The sequence below is a fragment of the Haloarcula sp. KBTZ06 genome, from assembly GCF_048595605.1.
Lineage (GTDB): Archaea > Halobacteriota > Halobacteria > Halobacteriales > Haloarculaceae > Haloarcula > Haloarcula hispanica.
Map to the genome: position 1 here is coordinate 2,627,218 of NZ_CP184337.1, position 19,660 is coordinate 2,646,877.

Annotated in this window: 21 protein-coding genes and 2 tRNA genes; 14 read left to right on the forward strand and 9 right to left on the reverse strand. The window is 64.2% G+C overall.

What is annotated here, in order from left to right:
* Positions 1-39: 39 nt before the first annotated feature.
* The gene (gene cca, locus ACNO8S_RS13665; protein WP_151145180.1) at positions 40-1,476 is read left to right on the forward strand and encodes a CCA tRNA nucleotidyltransferase; all 1,437 of its coding nucleotides are present in this window, start codon (positions 40-42) and stop codon (positions 1,474-1,476) included.
* Here cca and ACNO8S_RS13670 read toward each other — a convergent pair.
* From ACNO8S_RS13670 to ACNO8S_RS13685, 4 genes are all read right to left on the reverse strand, one after another.
* On the reverse strand, positions 1,455-2,462 hold the full coding sequence (locus ACNO8S_RS13670; RefSeq protein ID WP_050037129.1) for a histone deacetylase family protein: 1,008 nt from the start codon (positions 2,460-2,462) through the stop codon (positions 1,455-1,457). The genes cca and ACNO8S_RS13670 overlap by 22 nt on opposite strands.
* Positions 2,463-2,900, reverse strand: coding sequence for a histone (locus ACNO8S_RS13675; RefSeq protein ID WP_005537260.1), 438 nt, complete (start codon positions 2,898-2,900; stop codon positions 2,463-2,465).
* A gap of 55 nt (positions 2,901-2,955) precedes the next feature.
* Positions 2,956-4,422: a single-stranded DNA binding protein gene (locus tag ACNO8S_RS13680; protein WP_014041405.1), complete on the reverse strand. Its 1,467-nt coding sequence runs from the start codon at positions 4,420-4,422 to the stop codon at positions 2,956-2,958.
* Between the two features lie 192 nt (positions 4,423-4,614).
* Positions 4,615-4,962: a hypothetical protein gene (locus ACNO8S_RS13685; protein ID WP_023843424.1), complete on the reverse strand. Its 348-nt coding sequence runs from the start codon at positions 4,960-4,962 to the stop codon at positions 4,615-4,617.
* Between the two features lie 258 nt (positions 4,963-5,220).
* On the opposite strand from ACNO8S_RS13685, the gene ACNO8S_RS13690 reads away from it, so the two are divergent.
* From ACNO8S_RS13690 to ACNO8S_RS13705, 4 genes are all read left to right on the forward strand, one after another.
* Positions 5,221-5,293: transfer RNA gene (locus ACNO8S_RS13690), tRNA-Arg, on the forward strand.
* A gap of 158 nt (positions 5,294-5,451) precedes the next feature.
* Entirely contained in the window at positions 5,452-6,060 is a 609-nt protein-coding gene (locus ACNO8S_RS13695) for a DUF309 domain-containing protein (RefSeq protein ID WP_420182104.1), read from the forward strand.
* A 103-nt stretch (positions 6,061-6,163) separates the two neighbouring features.
* A complete protein-coding gene (locus ACNO8S_RS13700) occupies positions 6,164-6,724 on the forward strand; it encodes a diadenylate cyclase (RefSeq protein WP_420182105.1) in 561 nt (186 codons plus the stop codon).
* A 119-nt stretch (positions 6,725-6,843) separates the two neighbouring features.
* Entirely contained in the window at positions 6,844-7,068 is a 225-nt protein-coding gene (locus tag ACNO8S_RS13705) for a hypothetical protein (protein ID WP_008307668.1), read from the forward strand.
* A gap of 110 nt (positions 7,069-7,178) precedes the next feature.
* Here the strand turns inward: ACNO8S_RS13705 and azf are convergent, their stop codons facing one another.
* Positions 7,179-7,952 (reverse strand): NAD-dependent glucose-6-phosphate dehydrogenase Azf, encoded by a 774-nt coding sequence (azf, locus tag ACNO8S_RS13710; protein WP_014041409.1) that lies wholly within the window; start codon positions 7,950-7,952, stop codon positions 7,179-7,181.
* 74 nt (positions 7,953-8,026) lie between these two features.
* Here azf and ACNO8S_RS13715 point away from each other — a divergent pair, with 74 nt between their 5' ends.
* The 4 genes from ACNO8S_RS13715 to ACNO8S_RS13730 all read left to right on the forward strand — a co-directional run bounded on the left by ACNO8S_RS13715 (position 8,027) and on the right by ACNO8S_RS13730 (position 11,225).
* Positions 8,027-8,374: a dihydroneopterin aldolase family protein gene (locus tag ACNO8S_RS13715; protein WP_008307666.1), complete on the forward strand. Its 348-nt coding sequence runs from the start codon at positions 8,027-8,029 to the stop codon at positions 8,372-8,374.
* Between the two features lie 73 nt (positions 8,375-8,447).
* Positions 8,448-9,554 carry a DUF7544 domain-containing protein gene (locus ACNO8S_RS13720; protein ID WP_420182106.1) on the forward strand — a complete coding sequence of 369 codons (1,107 nt, stop codon included), beginning with the start codon at positions 8,448-8,450 and terminating at the stop codon, positions 9,552-9,554.
* A 105-nt stretch (positions 9,555-9,659) separates the two neighbouring features.
* The gene (locus tag ACNO8S_RS13725) at positions 9,660-10,106 is read left to right on the forward strand and encodes a DUF5790 family protein (protein WP_014041411.1); all 447 of its coding nucleotides are present in this window, start codon (positions 9,660-9,662) and stop codon (positions 10,104-10,106) included.
* A gap of 231 nt (positions 10,107-10,337) precedes the next feature.
* Complete coding sequence (locus ACNO8S_RS13730; protein ID WP_050038250.1) at positions 10,338-11,225, forward strand: DUF4399 domain-containing protein; 888 nt, start codon at positions 10,338-10,340, stop codon at positions 11,223-11,225.
* Between the two features lie 27 nt (positions 11,226-11,252).
* On the opposite strand, the gene ACNO8S_RS13735 is transcribed toward ACNO8S_RS13730, so the two are convergent.
* Positions 11,253-11,777, reverse strand: coding sequence for a DUF6789 family protein (locus ACNO8S_RS13735; protein ID WP_014041413.1), 525 nt, complete (start codon positions 11,775-11,777; stop codon positions 11,253-11,255).
* A 117-nt stretch (positions 11,778-11,894) separates the two neighbouring features.
* On the opposite strand from ACNO8S_RS13735, the gene coxB reads away from it, so the two are divergent.
* From coxB to ACNO8S_RS13750, 3 genes are read left to right on the forward strand one after another with little or no spacing between them, the layout of a single operon-like run.
* Entirely contained in the window at positions 11,895-12,674 is a 780-nt protein-coding gene (gene coxB, locus ACNO8S_RS13740; RefSeq protein ID WP_044952043.1) for a cytochrome c oxidase subunit II, read from the forward strand.
* The gene (locus tag ACNO8S_RS13745; protein ID WP_420182107.1) at positions 12,671-15,235 is read left to right on the forward strand and encodes a cbb3-type cytochrome c oxidase subunit I; all 2,565 of its coding nucleotides are present in this window, start codon (positions 12,671-12,673) and stop codon (positions 15,233-15,235) included. Before coxB ends, ACNO8S_RS13745 begins: the two co-directional genes overlap by 4 nt.
* A gap of 4 nt (positions 15,236-15,239) precedes the next feature.
* Positions 15,240-15,506, forward strand: a complete 267-nt coding sequence (locus ACNO8S_RS13750) for a cytochrome C oxidase subunit IV family protein (RefSeq protein ID WP_014041416.1) — start codon at positions 15,240-15,242, stop codon at positions 15,504-15,506.
* Positions 15,507-15,526: 20 nt separating this feature from the next.
* Here ACNO8S_RS13750 and ACNO8S_RS13755 read toward each other — a convergent pair whose 3' ends face one another.
* Complete coding sequence (locus tag ACNO8S_RS13755) at positions 15,527-15,967, reverse strand: hypothetical protein (RefSeq protein WP_151103864.1); 441 nt, start codon at positions 15,965-15,967, stop codon at positions 15,527-15,529.
* A gap of 179 nt (positions 15,968-16,146) precedes the next feature.
* Here ACNO8S_RS13755 and ACNO8S_RS13760 point away from each other — a divergent pair, with 179 nt between their 5' ends.
* Entirely contained in the window at positions 16,147-16,578 is a 432-nt protein-coding gene (locus ACNO8S_RS13760) for a DUF7534 family protein (protein ID WP_225306785.1), read from the forward strand.
* A 237-nt stretch (positions 16,579-16,815) separates the two neighbouring features.
* Here ACNO8S_RS13760 and ACNO8S_RS13765 read toward each other — a convergent pair whose 3' ends face one another.
* Positions 16,816-18,738: an ABC transporter ATP-binding protein gene (locus tag ACNO8S_RS13765; protein ID WP_420182108.1), complete on the reverse strand. Its 1,923-nt coding sequence runs from the start codon at positions 18,736-18,738 to the stop codon at positions 16,816-16,818.
* 39 nt (positions 18,739-18,777) lie between these two features.
* On the reverse strand, positions 18,778-19,365 hold the full coding sequence (locus ACNO8S_RS13770) for a DUF192 domain-containing protein (RefSeq protein ID WP_420182109.1): 588 nt from the start codon (positions 19,363-19,365) through the stop codon (positions 18,778-18,780).
* 97 nt (positions 19,366-19,462) lie between these two features.
* Between ACNO8S_RS13770 and ACNO8S_RS13775 the strand changes: the two genes are divergently transcribed.
* Positions 19,463-19,536, forward strand: a tRNA-Val gene (locus ACNO8S_RS13775).
* Positions 19,537-19,660: the final 124 nt, after the last annotated feature.

The following is a 19,660-nucleotide window of genomic DNA, read 5'->3' on the forward strand; positions in this document are numbered from 1 at the left end:
CATCGACACGCTTTCACGCACTTGTGCGCAAGCGGCGGTATGAGCGATGAGTTCGACGCCGTCGTCGAGGAGATGCGAGCACGGGCCTCGCCAACCGACGACGAGCGAGCGCAGTTACAGCGGGTCGCCGACGCGGTGATGGCCGACGCCGAGGCGGCCGTCGCCGACCTGCCGGTCGCTGCGGAGGTAGTGCAAGTCGGATCGACGGCCCGCGGAACGTGGACCGCCGGCGACCGAGACGTGGACGTGTTCGTCTGTTTTCCACCGTCACTCGACCGCGAAGCGCTGGAGGAATACGGGCTGACGGTCGGGCACGAAGTCCTCCCCGATGGGCGCGAGGAGTACGCCGAACACCCCTACGTCGTCGGCGAGCGCGAGGGGTACGCCGTGGATCTGGTGCCCTGCTACGCGGTCGAGGACGCCACCGAGATCCAGTCCGCGGTCGACCGGACGCCGTTTCACACCAGATATCTGCAGGAGCGACTGGACGACGACGGCGCGGGCGAGGTGCGGGTGGCAAAGCAGTTCCTGAAGGGCATCGGTGTCTACGGGAGCGACCTCCGAACACGCGGGTTCTCGGGCTATCTGACGGAGCTGCTGGTACTCGAGTACGGCGGCTTCCGGGCGTTCGTCGAGGCAGTCGCGGACTGGTACCCGCCGGTTCGGCTGGACCCCGAGGACCACGGGAGCGAGACGTTCGACGACCCGCTGGTCGTCATCGACCCGACGGACCCGGAGCGCAACGTCGCGGCGGTGCTGTCCGCCACGAACGTCGCCAGGCTCCAGCACTACGCCCGGGACCTGCTCGCCGAACCACGGGCCTCGCTGTTCACCGAGGACGACCCTGAGCCGTTCGCAGCACCAGACATCGAAGCCGCTGTGTCACAGCGGGAAACGACGCCGATGGCGCTCCGCTTCGTCGCCCCGGACGTGGTCGACGACCAGCTCTGGCCCCAGCTCCGGAAATCCCTCGATGGGCTCTGCAGCGAACTCGACCGACTGGGGTTCGAGGTCCTGCGGTCGGCCGCGTTCGTCGAGGACGGCAGCGGAGACGACGGGGGCCGAGCCGTCGACAGTGCGAGAGCTACCGCCGGCGGCGACAGCGGATCACCAGCACAGCGGGACGCCGTCCTGCTGCTCGAATTTGCCGTCGCCGAGCGGCCGGCCGTCGAGCGCCACGAAGGGCCGCCGGTCCACGTCCGCGAGCACGCGAGCGGGTTCTTCGAGAAGTACGACGACGACCCCGAGGTGGCCGGCCCCTTCATCGACGGCGACCGCTACGTCGTCGAGCGGCCACGCGCGATCACCACAGCTACCGGGTTCCTGTCGAGCGATGCTGTCTTCGACGTGGGGCTGGGGCCACGGATCGAGTCGGCACTGGAGGACGGCTACGAGGTACTGGTCGGCACAGAGATTACAGCGCTTGCCGACGGTTTCGGCGTCGATCTGGCGGACTACTTCGAGCCGAAGCCCTGATCGGCGAGGTCATCGAGAACGTCGCGAGCGTCGTCGCTGACGTCGTCGTCCGGTTCCATCGGCTGGTAGCCGTCAAAGACTTCGTGAACGGTCGTAACCGAGTCTGAGAGGGTATCAAGTCCGTACCCGCCCTCGAGGATGATTCCAAGCGCCGCGTCACAGGCGTCTGTGAGCGAGCGCATGCGGTCCGTCATTGCGCCGTACCCTTCCGTCGAGACGCGCATCCGTGAAATCGGGTCGTGTTCGTGCGCGTCGAAGCCGGCGCTGATGAGCAACAGGTCGGGGTCGTAGTCCTCGATGGCCGGCGCGATGCACTCGTCGATCGCGGCGAGGTAGTCGGCGGTGTCAGCGCCGGGCTTGTACTTGACGTTGAGGTTCGTGCCGTCGGCGTTCCCCGTGCCGGTCTCCTCAATGTCGCCAGTGCCGGGGTAGAGGCCGTCCTCGTGTATCGAGGCGTAGAACACGTCGGAACGGTCGTAGAAGATGTCCTGTGTACCGTTCCCGTGGTGGACGTCCCAGTCGAAGATGGCGACGCGCTCGGCATCGGCTTCGAGGGCCGCCTGTGCCGCGACGGCCGCGTTGTTGATGAAACAGAAGCCCATGGCGTCGTCGCCCACAGCGTGATGGCCGGGCGGTCGGCCCAGAGAGAACGGTGTGTCGCGGCCGGCGTTGCCGTCAAGCGCGGCTTCCGCCGCCCAGACAGCGAGGCCTGCCGACGCGAGCGCGGCGTCCCACGTCTCCTCGACCGCGACGGTGTCGGCGTCCCAGTTCCCGCCGCCGTCGTCACAGAACTCGCGGAACTCCTCGATGTAGTCGGTGTCGTGGACCTCGCGCACGAGGTCGATGTCGGCGTCGTCGGCGGTGACGTACTCGACACCGTGGTTCTCCTTGAGCGCGCGCCGTATCGCTCGAAGTCTGTCGGGACTCTCCGGATGTCGCGGCCCGGTGTCGTGGTCCAGACAGACCTCGCGGTAGCCGAAGTTCATTCAGTAGTACTGTTCGAGTTCGAAGTACGTTTCGACGTCAGCTGCCTTGATCGTCCGACGGTCAGCGTGACGAGCCAACGTGGCGGCCGCGGCGGCCGTGTCGTCGGCGTACGTTTCGAGGAGCGACGCGAGGGCGACGCGGGCGTCCATTGCGACGCGGTAGTCGTCGTCGATGTCGAGCCGTGCGATGCGGTCGACCGGCGCGACGGGGAGTTCGAGGCCGTCCTTCTCCGGGACCTGCTCGATGCCGAAATCGGCCGGCATCAGCGTCTTTCGGCCGTCCGTGGTGGCCTCGGTAGCTGCTGTGACGGCAAGCGAAGCGCCGTGGTCCTGTATTCGACGAGCCAGTTCCTCCGCAGCGTCGGCACTCACCCGGAGCCCGTCCGCGTTCCGCCGAATGACCGCATCCACCGGTGCGAACGGTAGCTCGACACTCATACCCAAACCCGGGAGTGTTGCGGTCTTAAGAGTTTCCGTAGCGTCGCTCGGCGACTCAGAACACGTCCTCAGCGTGAAGCCGGTCGTCGTGGAGTTCGCCACGGACCGTTATCTCCTGCCCTAACTGCACGCGCTCGCCGGTTTCGACGCTCATCGTCTGCTCGCCGTCGTCCAGCACCACGGGGTCGCCGGTCTGGACGACGGTGCCGGTGAACTCCACCTGCTGGCCGGCGCTCTGTGCGCCACCGTCCGGCGACGTGTCGCCGGTACCAGCACTGACTGCGGCCGCCCCGTCGCCGCTGTTGTCGGTATCAGCGTCGTCCGCACCGTCACCGAAGGAGGACAGGCCGGCGTGTTCGGCGTCGGTCGTCTCGGCGCTGGCTCCCCCACCTGCGCCACCAGTCGCCAGATCCGCGCCGTCGTCGAGCACGACGACCGTAGAGTTCCAGCTCGCCGAGGCCTCCTTGTCGTCCTGCCAGCCGTCCTGGATTTCGACATCCGCCGCGAGCACTTCGTCGCCCGGCGCGATGTCCTTGTCCGCCTTGTCGCCCCACAGCGCCACGCGGATGTCGCCCGTCGCGTCCTGGATGCGGACATTTCGGACCTGTCCCTCGCTGCCGTCGTCGCGGTCGAACGTCCGCTTGGGGTCGGCCGAGCGCACGACGCCAGCAATATCGGCTGTCTCTTCGAGTTCGACCTCCGCGATTGGGTCAGCGTCGGGCTCAAAGGCCACGTCGTCATCCACTTCGTCGACGGCCCCTTGGTCGCCGACGTGGAGTTCCAGCGAGCCGTCCCGCTCCCGGACGTAGCCATCGATTATCTCCACGGCCGCCCCCGCATCGAGTTCCTCGGCGCGGTCGGCTCGGTCGTCCCACAGCGTCACCCGGATACGCCCCGTCTCATCGCCGAGCGTGAGGTTCGAGACACGGCCCTCGCTGCCGTCATCCCGGTCGAACGTCCGGATGGTGTCGGTATCAAGCACGAGCCCGCGCAGCGTCACGTCGGACTGGCCCATCGTCAGCGCGTCGATGGACGAGCCAGCGCCCGGCTCCACGTCGATTGTGGCGTCGTCGTCCGGCTCCGCCTTGTCGACGGACACCTCCAGCCCGTTGTAGCCGTCCTTCGGCCGACCCTTCACCCGGAGTACGTCGCCGACCTCCAGTTGCCCCTCGTCGATGTCGACGGCCTGGCCGTCCCAGAAGGCGAGCCTGAGGCTGCCGCTCTCGTCGGCCGCCTCGACGTTGATGACCCGGCCGTCCTCGTCCTCGTCGTCGCGTTCGAAGGTCTTCAGGTCGCCGATGGCCATCACCTTGGCGAGGAACTTCACCTCGTCCATCCCGGGTTCGATATCGGCGATGGCGTTGACCTCGTTCTCGTTGAGCTCGTGGGCCAACAGCATCGCGGCCGTCTCCTCGTCGGCGAGCCCGCCCATCTGCTCGACCTTCTCCTCGACGGCCTCGCGGAACTCCTCCTCGGGGACGTCCGTCTCTAGGTCCTCGTAAATGTCCTCTATCGCACCCATCTATCTATGGGACGCTGGGCTGGGGCGCGCTTAAGCGTTGTCGTTGGGCGAGCGAACGGCCGTTGTCGGTCGATTTCGGTGGTCTCCCGTCCATTACTCGATGGTGGTCATGCGATGGGGTATAAACCCTCGTCCGCTGGCCCGGCAGCGGGCACTGTTATGCCACCACGTTGAGAGAGTCGTGGGCAGCCGTTAGCGTGTCGCTGTTGTTACGGGGCTCTGGCCGTCGCCGGTGTCGTGAGACACAGACACCGTGCCGGGGAGCCCGTTCTCAAACGTCGCCGTCGCCCGGTAGTCGATCTCCATAATGGCTTGCGTACACACATCGCCAGCGTCCGGTTTATCCTTCGTCCCAACACTGATGCGCAGTTCATCGGCACTCGAATCGTACGTGACGTCTGTTAGGTCGGCCGTTTTGCACCCATCAGATCCCCAGATAGTGCCTTCGACGACGACTTGATCGCCGTCGAAAGCCACCGTTGCCGAACTTGTCTGTGACCCGGACTGTCGCTGGGTGACGCTGAATGTTGTCTCGTTCACACTCGGGGTTTCACTCGCGCCCTCTGTGGATGTTTCCCCGCTACCGGGCGCCCCACCAAAGCAGCCAGCGAGCGCTATCGAGCAACCGAGACCACCGTATCGTAGGAGTTGTCGCCGCTTCATATTCGCCCGAATGTAGGCCAGTTGAAAGATACTCCCGGTCGCTCAAATCAGCGTTGTAGCGAAGTGTGCCTACCCGTCGCGTGACGGCACGCGAACCGTCACCCTTTTTAGGTGCACCACCCTCTCTGGAAATGAGTCCGGATAGGGTAGTGGACTATCCTCTTGGCTTGCGGAGCCAGGGACCGGAGTTCAAATCTCCGTCCGGACGTTCATTCCATTCACGACCGGACGTGCTCCACGCTCGCGTGGAACCCCGTCCGGACGTTTCTACCGACGCAAACCGCCGAGCGACGGTAATAGGGTCTCGCTGTCGAAACTTTGCACAGATGGCGATGTGGTTTTCCGACCGCGAATACAACCCACCGTGTGCGCGACCATCTCCGTGCCGGCATCGCAGTGTACAACGAAGGTCGCTACCACGCCGCACACGACGCGTGGGAGGCGTACTGGCTGGACCTCGACGAAGGTGACGACGAGCGGTTTCTGCACGGTCTCATCCAGTTTACCGCAGTCGTCCACCACGCTAGCGAGGAGAACTGGTCGGGCGCGCAGGGACTGGCCGAGAGCGCGGTGGAGTACCTCGACGGCCTGCCCGACCCGTACCGCGGGGTGGCACTAGACAGGGTCCGGTCGTTCCTCGCGGCGACGGCGGCGGACCCACACCACGCAGCGGCGGACCCGCCAGTGGTGACCCACGACGGCGAAGCGATTGGCTACGACACGCTTGATTTCGACGCTACCGCCATCGCTGCCGAAGTGCTGGCGGAGGCTGGCCGGTACGACGAGGAAGCCATCAACGACGCTGTTGACCGCGCGCGAGATGAACTCGACGGCGACGGCGGCTCGCAGTTCGTCGGAATGGTGTTCTCGTTCGTGCGCGAGCGCGACCAGCGCCCCATCGTCTACCAGCGGCTCCGGGACCACGTCGAACTGGAACAGCAGAAAGACGACGACGTGCGGGGGCTGTTCGAGTAGCTCTGGCCGTTTGGCTGACTGGTTACCCATTTAATCAACACAACGTATTTTCCGGAAATCCGCACCGACTATGCCCGTGGCGGCCCAACCGACAGACGACCGAATGAGCGACTCGATTGAACGTCCGAGTCCCACAGACGCGGAGAGAGAGGCTGCCCCGGAGAGTGCTGTTCTCGACCGAATCAGGGGCTGTGTCGAGGACGTGAGTCTGGCGTTCGACCGGTGGGACGACGCTCACGTACGGGGGCCGGGGCTGTACGTCGTCATCGAGCGCGACCCGACGACGGCGTTTTCCGACCCGATGGGGTCGAACCGGTGGCCGGTCGAGGACTGCCCGAGCGTGTTCGACCAGTCCGGGGCGCTGTTCGAGGCGGCCCAGTCGGTTGCGGTTGCGTGTGACGGCGCAGTTGTCGTCCACAGTGACGGCACAGTCAGACCATCGATGGTTCGGCTCACGCAGTTGACTGAAGCGGAGGCGGAAACTGTCGACCAGCTCCCGTATGCTGACTGGATGGGGACACGACACATGAGTGCGCTGGAGACCTCCACTCGGGACGCCGTGTTTGCAGTGGTGACGCTGAGCGAGGAGAACGGGCGGGTCACTGTCTTTCGAGACGGGACCTACGAGGACCGGCAGCGCGGCGTGCTCGGCGAGAAGTGGTAGCGGTCCGTGGTGTGCCCGCCACGGCTCCGGTTCGGCGACCTGAGCTTCGATACGGGCGTTTTTGCTGGGTTCGTGTCCCAACCCACGCACTTATGTCAACACTCCGAATAGATTGAGACATGAAGTCCCGCCTTATCCGTGCGTGGAGTCGTGCCAAGAACGCTGCCGCTTTCGCTGCCGTCGGTGCTGGAATCGGTGGGCTGTTCAGTAAAAGTGCGGCGAGTAGTGGTGCCGCGCTCGGTGCACTCGTCGGAGCCACGATCGGCGAGAAGCGAGCGAGCGTCGGCCCCATCTCGGAGAAGATAACAGACGAAGCGAGTGGGATCGTTTCTTCGGACGAATAGAACCGGACTGGTGTCCGACAGAGCGACTGGACGATTCGAACCAGCCTGTTGCTCGGAGACGCTACCGTATTGGCGCAGACGGCAAAAGCTCACTGACGCCGGTAACGGCGCTACGGCTCCGGTTCGGCGACGCGTTCTTCGCCGTCGAAGTGCGCGGAGTTGTCCTGTGGGTCGTAGCCGAGTGCCTCTTTCGCGCGCTCGATGGAGTAGTACTTGCGGTCGTTATCGGAGATCCCGTAGACGATTTCGTACTCGTAGTCGGCCTGGAGCGCGCAGTCGTGGATGTGAGCACAGTCTCGGTAGGAGAGCCACATCGCCTGCCCGCGCTCGTAGTCTATCGGCGGGTGGCCCCGCGTGAGGTTGCCGATACGGATGTTGCAGACGGAGAGCCCGTACTGGTCGTGGTAGTAGCGGCCCAGCACCTCGCCGGTGGCTTTCGAGACGCCGTAGAGGTTGCCGGGGCGGGGGAGCTCGGTCCCGTCAAGGCGGTACTGGTCGTCCGGGCGGTACATCTCGGGCGTGCGCTCGTCCGTTTCGAAGGAGCCGACGGCGTGGTTCGAGGACGCGAAGACGAACTTCTCGACGCCCTCGTCGACGGCGGCCTCGTACATCTTCTGGGTGCCGTCGATGTTGTTTTCGAGGACGGAATCCCAGGGGGCTTCGGGCCGGGGGTCGCCGGCCAGGTGGATGACGGCGCTGACGCCGTCCATCGCCGCGGCCACGTCGCCCTCGCTGGACACGTCCCCGACGAGGTACTCGTGGTCGGGCTCCTCGGCGGGTGGGCTGTGGAACATGAGTTTCCACTCGTAGGCGTCCTCGAGGCCTTCGAGGATGGCCGCCCCGACAGCGCCGCCAGCGCCGGTGAGCAGAACCGGGTCGTCCATTCGTATGAGACGATACGTCGCACGCAATAGGTAGCTTGCGGTTCGCTTTTGTGTCGCCCAGCCGGACCGAGCGTATGGAACCCACAGCTCCGCAGGAGGCGTGTTTCGAAGCGGGCGTCAAGTTCGGGTCGTTGTATCACCAGTTTGCCGGCACCCCGATCAGCCCGGCCAGCGCCGACTCGCTCGCGGCGGCGATGGAGGAAGCCATCGAGAACCAGCCGTTCTGTGAGGCGGTCACCGTCAGCGTCCGAACAGAGGCGCTGGAAGACGCTATCGCCGAGGGCGGGGCGGACTACACCGAACTTACTGGGCGGTTCATCGACGTCGAGATGCGCATCGAATACGAGGGCGTCACGGTCGAGACAAGCATGGCGATGGAGGACGGCTACCCGCTGATGCAGGTCGACGCAGTGCAGGAGTGAATGGCCGGACGGGAGCCTGAATCACTGTCACAGGCCCGAAAATTTTACCAGAGCGGGCTGTGAGGCTTCCGATATGGCCCTCCACGCAGTCGACGATATCGACGACGCAATCGACGCGACGAAGTCGTTCCTGTTCCCGTTCGAGAAGGGAACGTGGCTCCGAATGGCGTTCGTCGTGTTCTTCATCGGTGGCGGTGGTGTCGGACTGAACAACGTCCAGTCGTTCAGCAACTTCGGCGATTTCGGCGGGAACGGCGGACCCGGCGGTCCCAGCGGCCCGGGAAGCGAGTTTCAGCTGGCCGCGCCGCTTGAAACTGTGATGTCCGTGCCCGGGAACCTCGCCTTGCAAGTCTCCGAGCCCGGCGTCCCGTCCGGCGCACCGGACGAACTACTCGCCGGGGCTGGGCTCCTTGTGCTCGCCGTCATCGGCCTGTTCATCCTGCTGGCATTCGCGTACGGCATCCTGAGTAACTTCATGGAGTTCGTGTTGACCCAGGCGCTCATCGACCGCGAGATACACGTCCGCCGGTACTTCAGCGAGCACGTCGGGAACGGAATACGGCTGTTCCTGTTTCGGCTTGTCCTCGGGGTTATCTGGCTCGGCATCGCGCTCGTGATCGGCGCGGCCGTGTTCTTCCTGGCGCTCGGTGGCGAAGCCGCAAACGTCGGTATGTCGAGCGCCCTCGCGCTATCGGGACTGTTCATCGCCGTATTCGCGGTACTCGCGATAAGCTACGGTATCGTCTTCGGTTTCACCACGGTGTTTGTCGTCCCGCTGATGACGGCGGACGATGACGGCGTCCTCTCCGGTTGGTCGCGGCTCTGGGGGTCGATGAAACGCCACCCCAAGCAGTACCTCGCCTACCTGTTTTTCTCCATCGTCCTCCAGATCGGTGTCGGTATCGTCAGCGCGATTCTCGGCATCATCGCATTTATCGTCGTTCTGATCCCGTTCGGGCTCATTGCGTTTGCGCTGTATCTCGCGCTCCAGAATTCCGTCGGCGTGGTCCTGGCCGGGGTTGTCGGGCTGCTGGGGCTGCTGGTCCTGCTCGTTATCGGTGCGCTCATACAGGTCCCGCTAACGACGTTCCTGCGGTACTACGCGATGCTCGTGCTGGGTGACATCGACGCAGACATGGACCCGATTCCCGAGGTGCGCTCGGACATCCGGGCCGAGTAGCCACAACGGCTTTTCGGTTTCAGGAATTGCCGACCGGTCACGTCCTGCGTTTTCACTTTCACTTTCAGGCGGGCTTTTAATCCCTCACCGCCCCAACGTCTCCGTATGAGTCAGTCAAGTCTGGACGACGACGAACTGTTCGGAGAGGCGGCCAATGAAATGCGCACGGACGTCGAGGAGTCGCTCGCGGAGGCTCGCGACGCGCTCCCCGAGGCCGATTCGGTCTGGGACGTGGAGGCCGACAACACGCTCGGCGTTCTGAACTCGCTCAAAACGGCACTCGACGTGGGCGACGCCGAGGACCACCTCCGCGACGCGAAGAAGTGGTACACGATGGGCGAACGCGCGGACGCCTTCGAGGACGCCGACGACCTCGCCGAGGAAATCGAAACCATCGCCGACCTCATCGACGACGTCGACGACGCCCGCGAGCAGATCGGTGACCTCACCGCGACGATCCCACAGCTCCGAAGCACGCTCGAAGAGTTCGAGGGTGAAGACGGGGCGGACGCGGAGGCGGACGGCGACGCCGATGCGGAAGCCGAAGCCTGAGCGCAAGCTAGCCACGTTCCGGCGAATGCTCACCGCGTTCTCCGCCGGTCACCAGCGCATCGCTCGCGTCGTCCAGCGACTTTTGTCCCGCAAGTCCCGGTTTCGGTGAAATTGACTGCAGAAACAGGTCCGGCCGGTGCCTGGCAACCGGTGTGACATTCTATCCAAAGCCGTATTTACGGCCGGTCGAGCGCTTAAGTGTTCGTGGAGCAACAGTTCCGGCCACGCGATATGGACGACAGACTCACACGCCGAACGTTCGTCTGTGGCGTCTCGACTGCTGTAGCGACCGGTCTCGCGGGCTGTAGCGAGGACCAGTCGGGCGGCGGCGCGGTGACACCTACCCGGACAGACGGAACCGATAGCATGGCAACGGAGCCAGCGAACGGCGGGGACACCGACACCACAGAAGCGGAGACCGGGGCGTATCGGAACGGCGTCGGACAGAACGCCAGCGTCTCCGTTGCGGTCCCAAACGATACTGCGGCCCTTACCAGTCCGTCCGTACAGTGGCGGGCAACCGCCGACGGCGTTACCATCGAAGAAGCCGGGGAAGTGACCAGCGGGGCCGGGCACTACCACATCATCGTTGACGCCGACCCTGTAACGCCGGGCGAGACAATTCCGACGGACGACGCCCACATCCACTACGGGACCGGGCAGAAAGACGGCGTGCTGGAACTAGACCCCGGCGAGCACACGCTCCACCTCCAACTGGGGGACGGCGCACACACGGCGATGGCACTGACCGACAGCGTCGACGTGACCGTCAGCGACGAGGCCAGCCTCAGTGTCGAGACGAGCGTCGACGGGAGCGTCGTTGACTGGGAGGCCAGTGTCGAGAACTACACCATCGGACCCACCAGCGACGGTATCACGTCGAATACGGGCCATCTGCACGCGATCGTCAACACCGATCCGGTGCCGACCGGCGAGGTCATCCCAAACGATGCGCGACACGTCCACTACGGCGATGGCTCGACGAGCGGGAGCCTCGACCTCGCCGAGCAACTGGGCGATGCATACGAGGCCGGCGAGCACACAGTTCACTTCCAGATCGCGTCCGCAACACACCGTGCGACGACGCTCACCGCGTCGGAGACAGTGACGACGGAGTAGCTCGCAATCTCAGACAGGTCTTCGGCCTCAGACGATAGAGTCCGGGCGCGTCGAGAAGTAGTTGAACACCGCGCCGAGACCGATGCCGTAGACGACGTGAGCGATGAGCGTCAGCACCGCGTACAGCACCAGCGTGAGTCCGGACTGGTCGGTGTAGAAGGCGAGCACGAACCCGGTCCACATCGCGCCGCCGAAGAACGCGCCGCTGACGGGATCGGACTGGCCCGGGAGGTACGCTTTCAGCGAAGCGAACAGCAGCGGCCACGGGAACATCCCGCCGCCGAGGAAGATGAAGAAGCCGAACAGTACCTCCGGGACGTAGCCGGTCAGGCCCACGAGCTCGGTGAGGATTGCGAAGTCGTCGAGACTGAACGCGCCCAGTGACTGGGCGATGAGGAAGACGACGGACATCATCGCGGTCCCGACCAGCCCGCCGGCAGCACCGACGACACCGTCGGCGAGAATCCCGGCGAGGCTATCGAACTCCTCGACCTCTGTGAGGCCGTCGTCGTTGATAGGCGGGTCCTCGACGCCGGGTGACGTGTCTTCCATGGTGTGTTGTAACATGGCAGTAGATAAAAAAGTTCCCGCACACGTTAGGCCAGCGAAGGACATATGTCAGAAATCTGTCCGCAATACCTATTACAAGGTGGGAAGAATCATGAAGAAATGGCGGCATCCTTGATAACATACGCCATGGTTGTGTTCCCCTTGCACGGTGGCGACGTCAGGGCACCCAGTGCGGTGTTCGACCAGATCTTCGAGGTGTTCCTGCTGCTGGGAACAGCCGTCGGGGTGGTCGTCGTGGCGTACACGATGTACCACGCGCTCAAGTACCGCGACGACGGGGGCGGAACGGACCCGTACGCCGACAAGGTCGAACGGCCCGAAATGGGGGAGATGCCGACCGGCGGCGCGGGCGGCCGGAAGGTGTTCTACTCGTTCAGCATCAGCGCCATCATCGTCGTCTCGCTCATCGCCTGGACGTACTCGCAACTGCTGTACATCGAACAGGGTCCCGATCTGGCTCAAGAGGAGGCGCTGGAGATCGACGTAGAGGGATACCGGTTCGGCTGGGACTTCGTGTATCCGAACGGGCACACGACCAACACGCTCTACGTGCCACAGGACCGGGTGGTCAGGTTACAGGTGACCTCGACGGACGTGTTCCACAACTTCGGGATACCGGAGTTGCGAGTCAAGACCGACGCCGTCCCGGGCCAGTACACGTCGGCCTGGTTCACGGCCAACGAGACGGGGACCTACGCCGCCAAGTGCTACGAGCTGTGTGGCAGCGGCCACTCGCTGATGACGACGGATGTGGTTGTGATGCCACAGGACGAGTACGAGGAGTGGTACGCGGAGACGAACGGGACGGCGGCGAGCGGCAACGAGACGGACCAGCGAATCGCGACTGAGGCGACCGCCCTCGGAGGTGCGCCCGCATGAGCCACGAACACGGATTGCCGCCCAAGTCGTCGGTCAGCCGGTGGTTCCTCACGACCAACCACAAGGACATCGGCGTGCTGTATCTCATCACCGCGCTGTTTTTCCTGATTTTCGGCGGCGTCCTCGCCCTGCTGTTCCGCCTCGAACTGATTTCCTCAGGCGCTGACTTGCTGGGGTCAATGGGGTACAATCAGGCAGTGTCGACCCACGGCCTCCTGATGGTGTTCTGGTTCATTTCGCCGTTTGCCTTCGGCTTTGCGAACTACCTCGTCCCGCTACAGATCGGCGCGGACGACCTCGCCTTCCCGCGGCTGAACGCGCTGTCGTACTGGCTGTACCTGTTCTCTGGCATCCTGATGGGCGTCTCCTTCTTCCAGGGGACCACCTTCGCGGGCGGGTGGACGATGTACGCCCCGCTGAACACGCCGGCGTACATCCCCGGCGAGGGACTGGGGGCGACCTCGGTCGTGCTGGCACTCATCATGTTCACCGCCGCGGTGACGCTGGGGTCGGTGAACTTCCTGACGACGATGTACCGGATGCGCGCCGAGGGACTCCGGATGCGGGACATCCCCATCTTCTCGCTATCGATCAACCTCACCGTCTGGATGATGCTGTTCGCCTTCGCGGCGCTGCTTGCGGCGCTGATGATACTCGCCTCCGACCATATCCTCGGGACAACCTACTTCCAGTACTCCATCGACGGGACGACGATGGCGACCGATGCGGACAACCCGGGTGCGTCGCTGCTGTGGGCGCACCTGTTCTGGTTCTTCGGCCATCCGGAGGTGTACATCGTCTTCTTCCCGGCGCTGGGCGTGATGGCCGAGTGCTTCCAGACCTTTACCGGGCGGCGGCTGGTCGGCCGCAAGTGGTTCATCATCTCGATGGTGCTGGTGGCGCTCCAGAGCTTCGTCGTCTGGATGCATCACATGTTCCTGACCGGCATCAACCTCCCAATCAAGACCATCTTCATGGCGACGACCATCGGCATCTCGCTACCCTTCGACCTGATGGTGTTCTCGCTCATCTACACGATGGCGAAAGGTCGGGTCCGGTTCACGACGCCGTTCCTGTTCTCGCTGGGCGCGCTCATCCTGTTCATCATCGGCGGCATCACCGGCGTCTTCCTCGGCGCAATCGTGCTGGACTACCAGTTCCGCGGGACGTACTGGGTCGTCGCGCATTTCCACTACGTGATGGTCGCGGGCGCGACGGCGCTGTTCGGCGGCCTCTACTACTGGTATCCCAAGATAACGGGGAAGATGTACAACGAGACGCTGGGGAAGATACAGTTCGGCGTCTACTTCCTCGGGTTCAATCTGCTGTACTTCCCGATGTTCATCGCCTGGGAGACGCCGCGGCGGGTGTTCGTCTACCCCGATGGCCTGCAGATCTGGCACACGATGGCCACTGTCGGCGGGTTCATTCTCGGCGCGAGCTTCCTCCTCATGTTCTACAACCTCTTTGTGAGCCTCTGGCGCGGGGAGGATGTCGGGCCGAACCCCTGGGAGTACGCCACCTCCGCCGAGTGGGCCGCCGCCTCGCCGCCGCCGCTCGAAAACTTCCCCGGTGTACCGAGCTACGCCACCGGGAAACTGGAGTTCCTCGACGAGGAGACGGTCGCCGAGCGGACCGAAAGCATGCCCGGAGCCGCGGCCCACGGCCACGCGGCGACCGACGGCGGGACCGCGACGGACGGCGGCGCGGTGACAGCGAGGGCCGCGGCGACGGCCACTTCGGTGGAGCCGGCCCACGAGGTCGGCGGCGAGGAACACGCCAGCCACGCCAGCTTCTGGCCGTTCCTCGTCAGCCTCGGCGGGTTCATCGCCTTTCTCGGGCTCTCGGGCGTGCGGACGGGGAGCGTGTTCTACCTGACCATGGCGGCCGTCGGTGGGGTGGCGACGCTCGGGTCGCTTGTCGGCATGACCCGCGAGCCGTTCCACGCGCCGGAGATGGCCATCGCCGAACGGTGGCCCTTCGAGCGCGTCGAGAAGATGAAACTCGGGATGTGGACGTTCCTCGCCAGCGACATCGTCCTGTTCGGGGCCTTCATCGGCTCCTACGCCTTCGTCCGGGTCGCGTACGGCTGGACGGCCTGGCACCACGACCTCATCCCGGCCGAACATGTGACGATGCCCGGCCTCATCAACACGTACCTGTTGCTCACGTCGAGTTTCCTCGTCGTGCTCGCGATGGTCGCCGCAGAGCGCGAGAGCAAGCGTGGGACCGTCGCCGCGCTCGTCGGGACGTTCGCGCTCGGAGTCGGCTTCCTCGTCAACAAGGGACTGGAGTGGCAGCACCTGTTCCACATCAGCACAGAGGCGTTCCCGAACGGCTGGAACCTCTCGACGAACATCGCGTCGTCGACGTTCTACCTGACGACGGGGCTACACGGGGCCCACGTCATCATCGGGCTCATCATCTGTGCGTACATGACCGTCCGGGCCTGGAACGGGGCCTACCAGGGCGACGACAGGGCCATCGAGTACTTCGGCCTGTACTGGCACTTCGTCGACATCGTCTGGCTGTTCCTGTTCCCCCTCTTCTACATCCTCTAGAACAATGGACTGGAAAGGCTACACCGTCATATACGTCGTGTTGTTCGTGTTCGCGACCGCGCAGGCCGTCGTCGAGTTCGCCGGCCTCGTCGACAGCGCCTACTGGGCCGCCTTCGCGCTCATCATGGTGCTGTCGGTGATCAAGGCCGTCGGCGTCGCCGCGTACTACCAGCACCTGCGCTGGGAACCACGGGCCGTCACGTACCTCGTCCTCGGCGGGACTGTCGCCGCGCTCGCGCTGACCGGCGCAGCGGCGTACTCGATACTGTGACCGGCCAAGCAACCTGAAAGTCAGGCCACCAACTGGAAGCCAATGGCGATGAGGAAGAGCACGCCGGCGACGGTCGCGGACTCGGCGACGGCCAGCGAACGGGGATGCCCTCGTCGCGTCGCCGACAGGTAGACGCCAAACAGCAGGTAGCCACAGAGACCCGCCCCGCCGACGACAGCGACCGCCAGCCCGGCTATCGACTGGGTCTCGACGGGGCCGGAGATGGACGCGACGACACCGATGAGGAGCCCGACGACCAGCACCGCGAACGCGGCGACCCAGACCATCGGCTCGTCAGCGTACGTCTCGAACCGACTCTCAAGGTCGCCCGCCTGGGACCGGCCGCTCGTCGACGCCCCCGGACTGTACTGATACCAGCCGCGCCCGCGGACCATCCATGCGACCACCGCCATCACCAACACGCCCATTAGTGCCGTGCTAGCGAGGTACGTGGTTGACATGTGATAGCATTACAACACAATGCGTAATAATCGTTTGTGCCCGGCCGACGAGAAACCGGTGTTCTCGTCGCTGTTGTCGTCGGCAACCGCTGCTAACGGACAGATGTTGCTATTTGGCCAGCGGACGGTGTCTATCCTTTCACAGAAAGTCTATGCGTGTCTAAGAACAACTTGAATCTGTGCAATTCGCCCCGTTCGCCGGTGAACAGCCGTTTATGGGTGCTGCTTTCGCGCTTTCGGTCGCCATCATCCTTGGAAATCTGATCGCACTGGGCTACTGGGCCCGTGCGGAGGCCAGCGCACGTAACGGCTCAACTCTCTGGACGTTCCTGTTTCTGTATACGGGTTTTGGCCTGGTCTACTATGTCTGGGTCCGCTACGTCCGAAACGACTGGGAGCCGCGCACGGAGCCAGCCGACCGGCGTGAACGGGTGGTCACTGCCTACTCGCTGGCCGTCCTTCTGGCGTTCGTGGTCGGCGCGTTCGTCACACCGCCAGACCCGATGATGCAAGTTCTGGCTCTCCCGCCGCTGTTTGTGGTCTCGTTCGTCGTTTCGTATCTGTTTGTCACGCGAGGGTCGGTCGGCGATAGCGGCGGAACTGCTGCCTAAGCTGTGAGAGTGTGCTGTAGCCCATCGTATGGCCCAGCTGGCACTGTCAAGCTAAAGTGACAGGATAGAGGTTGAGTCTGGGAGGATACACCCTTCAGCGACCGGCTGTTTCAGCCCATTTTAGGTCTGGAGAAGCGGCTGTTAACAGAGCCAAACGGCTCAGACATGGCGTCCTCACCGCTTCAGTCGTCGGCAACTGCTGATAACTGACGGTTCGAACATTGCGTTCTCACCGTTTCAGTCATCAGCATCCGTCCGCGCCCGTCGCTGAATCGCTCTCTCGACGAACTCCTCGGGGAGCTCGTCGATTTCGCCGGCCTGGACCGCCCAGAGGTTAGCATAGAGGCCGTCAGCTGCGAGCAGGTCGTCGTGGGTCCCCCGTTCGACGATACGGCCGTCCTCGACGACGAGAATCGTGTCGGCGTCTTTCACCGTCGAGAGGCGGTGGGCGATGGCGAACGTGGTCCGGTCGGCGGTCAGGTCGTCCAGCGACCGCTGGATGAGCATCTCCGTCTCCGTGTCCACGTCGCTGGTCGCCTCGTCGAGAATAAGGATATCCGGGTCCTTCAGAATCGCCCGGGCGATGGCGATGCGCTGGCGCTGGCCACCTGAGAGCTTGACGCCGCGTTCGCCGACCATCGTGTCGTAGCCGTCGGGGAGGTTGCGGACGAACTGGTCGGCCTCGGCGGCTTTCGCGGCGGCGACGATTTCCTCGTCGGTGGCGTCGAACGTCCCGTAGGCGATGTTTTCGCGGACGGTGCCGTAGAACAGGAACGTCTCCTGACTGACGTAGCCGATGGCGCGACGGATGCTCTGAATCTGGACGTCCTGAACGTTCTGGTCGTCGATGCGGACCGTGCCGGAATCCACGTCGTACATCCGGAGCAGGAGCTTCAGGACGGTGGATTTCCCCGCACCGGTCGGGCCGACGAGGGCGACCGTCTCGCCGCCGTCGGCCTCGAATGAGATGTCCGAAAGCACCGGCTCGTCGTCGCCATCGTAGCTAAAGGCCACGTCCTCGTACGCGACGCGACCGTCGGTCACGGCAAGCGGCGGCGCGTCCTCGGCCTCTTCGAGGCGACCGGGCGTGTCCATCAGCCCGAATACGCGCTCCGCGGAGGCGTAGGCCCGCTGGTACATGTTGATGATCTGCCCGAACTGGGCCATCGGCCAGACGAACCGCTGGGTGTAGATGATGAACGCGACGAACTGCCCGCGGGAGAGGCTCGCCGTCAGCGGTCCGGGTGGCTGGCCGGTGACCATCAGCCCGCCGACGATGAAGGTGACGACGAAGCCGATGCCAGAGACCAGCCGGAGGCCAGGGAAGAACGTGATTCGCGTCTCGATGGCGTCCCAGTTGGCGTCCAGATAGTCTTCGGAGGTGTCCTCGACCCGGTCGGCCTCGTAGGGCTCGGTGTTGGCGGTCTTGATTATCTGGATGCCGCTGAGGTTGTTTTCCAGTCTGGAGTTGAGCTTGCCGACCGTCGACCGCACCTCGGCGTACTTGGGCTGGATGACGTCGATGAATCGCTTCGTGAACACGGCGATAATCGGGACCGGCAACAGCGCGACCAGCGCCAGCTGCCAGTTCATGTAGAACAGGTACGTGGCGATGCCGACGACCATGATTATCATCCGGGAGGCGGAGTTGAGGCCGTCGTTGAGGAACTTCTCCAGCCGGTTCACGTCGTTCGACAACACCGACATCATCTCGCCGGTCTGCTTGTCGGCAAAGAAGTCCATGTTCAGCCGCTGCATCGTCTCGTAAGTGTCCGTCCGGACGGCGTGCTGGACGTGCTGGGCGAACTTGTTCCAGCCCCAGTTCCGACTCCAGTGGAAGACGGCCCCGATACCGAACGACGCGGCGATGATGCCGGCCGTGAGCCATAGCTGTGGGCCTTGCCCGCTGGGAATCCATGCATCGGGAACCAGAAAGAGCCCGTATTCGGCCTCCTGCAGAAAGATAGCGTCGATAGCCAGCGCCAAAAGAATCGGCGGCAGCAGGTCCAGCATCCGAGCCACGATAGAACTGCAGAGGCCGACGACGAACGCTCCCCACTGTCCTCGGCCGTAGCCGGTGAACAGTCGAAGCATCGGCTGGTCGACGCGTTCCCTGGCGTCTTCGAACACGTCGTCGTCCGAACCCGCGTCGAAATCCATTGTCGAATCCAAGGGTTGAGCCCGCAAAAGGCCGTCGGGCTACATGGCTTCGGGCGGCAGTTCGACCCGGTCGCCGACCTCGACGCCGGTTCGGTTGGCCCACCCGCGGTTCACTTCGAGGACGTACTTACCCCGCCCTTCGTAGCCCGTCAGGCCGCTCTCGCTGGTCCCCCCCGGCGGGAGCGGCGCGTGGTGGATGGCAGTGATGGTCCCGTTTGCGTCGATGAAGATTATGTCAATCGGGAACGACATGTTCCGCATGACGTAGGTGTGCTGGCCTTCCTCGTCGTGGACGAACAGCATTCCCTCATCGGGGCCGAGCGACTCGGTCTTGCTCAATCCGACGTACCGCTGGTCGAACGTCTGTGCGATGCGAACCTCGACCGTGCCCAGCGGTTCCCCAGCCTCTTGTTCACGGGCCGCGATGGTCGTCTCCGGCATCGAAGTATCCGTCGAAGGCTGTGTCGCGGTCGGTGTCACCGCGTCCGAGGCTTCCCGAACCGTCACTGTGCCCTCCTCGTACTCGCCGGTCCCGAGTACCTCGATCCAGAGGCCAGTCTGGAGAACGACGGCAGCCGCGACGAGGAGGCCGACGAGTCCGAGGACAATCACAGCGGGGCGCTGCATACCCCGTGTGAGGGGCAGGCCGTGGGTAATACTGTCGGTGCCCACTGTCGACCGAGAGAGAAAGCGTTATTCCTGCCGATGGAAAACGGTGGGATACGGGTCCGTGGTCTAGTTGGTTATGACGTGGCCTTTACAAGGCCGAGGCCGGTGGTTCGAATCCGCCCGGACCCATCCTGCGACGAACGGACGTGAGGGGCGGATGGTCCCTGTGGATTCGATTCCTGCCAGTCGCGCGCAACGCAGTGAGCACGTCTGGCTTCGGTTCGAATCCGCCCGGACCCACTGAACTTCTCGC

Excerpts from the sequence above, each read along its gene's own strand:
- ACNO8S_RS13700 (WP_420182105.1), top strand. The coding sequence starts at position 6,164 with ATGAGCGACTCGATTGAACGTCCGAGTCCCACAGACGCGGAGAGAGAG.
- ACNO8S_RS13670 (WP_050037129.1), bottom strand. The coding sequence starts at position 2,462 with ATGAACTTCGGCTACCGCGAGGTCTGTCTGGACCACGACACCGGGCCG.
- ACNO8S_RS13765 (WP_420182108.1), bottom strand. The coding sequence starts at position 18,738 with ATGGATTTCGACGCGGGTTCGGACGACGACGTGTTCGAAGACGCCAGG.
- ACNO8S_RS13750 (WP_014041416.1), top strand. The coding sequence starts at position 15,240 with ATGGACTGGAAAGGCTACACCGTCATATACGTCGTGTTGTTCGTGTTC.
- ACNO8S_RS13755 (WP_151103864.1), bottom strand. The coding sequence starts at position 15,967 with ATGTCAACCACGTACCTCGCTAGCACGGCACTAATGGGCGTGTTGGTG.
- ACNO8S_RS13680 (WP_014041405.1), bottom strand. The coding sequence starts at position 4,422 with ATGGGTGCGATAGAGGACATTTACGAGGACCTAGAGACGGACGTCCCC.
- ACNO8S_RS13725 (WP_014041411.1), top strand. The coding sequence starts at position 9,660 with ATGAGTCAGTCAAGTCTGGACGACGACGAACTGTTCGGAGAGGCGGCC.
- ACNO8S_RS13770 (WP_420182109.1), bottom strand. The coding sequence starts at position 19,365 with ATGCAGCGCCCCGCTGTGATTGTCCTCGGACTCGTCGGCCTCCTCGTC.
- ACNO8S_RS13730 (WP_050038250.1), top strand. The coding sequence starts at position 10,338 with ATGGACGACAGACTCACACGCCGAACGTTCGTCTGTGGCGTCTCGACT.
- ACNO8S_RS13735 (WP_014041413.1), bottom strand. The coding sequence starts at position 11,777 with ATGGAAGACACGTCACCCGGCGTCGAGGACCCGCCTATCAACGACGAC.
- ACNO8S_RS13745 (WP_420182107.1), top strand. The coding sequence starts at position 12,671 with ATGAGCCACGAACACGGATTGCCGCCCAAGTCGTCGGTCAGCCGGTGG.
- ACNO8S_RS13675 (WP_005537260.1), bottom strand. The coding sequence starts at position 2,900 with ATGAGTGTCGAGCTACCGTTCGCACCGGTGGATGCGGTCATTCGGCGG.
- ACNO8S_RS13705 (WP_008307668.1), top strand. The coding sequence starts at position 6,844 with ATGAAGTCCCGCCTTATCCGTGCGTGGAGTCGTGCCAAGAACGCTGCC.
- coxB (WP_044952043.1), top strand. The coding sequence starts at position 11,895 with ATGGCGGCATCCTTGATAACATACGCCATGGTTGTGTTCCCCTTGCAC.
- ACNO8S_RS13715 (WP_008307666.1), top strand. The coding sequence starts at position 8,027 with ATGGAACCCACAGCTCCGCAGGAGGCGTGTTTCGAAGCGGGCGTCAAG.
- cca (WP_151145180.1), top strand. The coding sequence starts at position 40 with ATGAGCGATGAGTTCGACGCCGTCGTCGAGGAGATGCGAGCACGGGCC.
- azf (WP_014041409.1), bottom strand. The coding sequence starts at position 7,952 with ATGGACGACCCGGTTCTGCTCACCGGCGCTGGCGGCGCTGTCGGGGCG.
- ACNO8S_RS13720 (WP_420182106.1), top strand. The coding sequence starts at position 8,448 with ATGGCCCTCCACGCAGTCGACGATATCGACGACGCAATCGACGCGACG.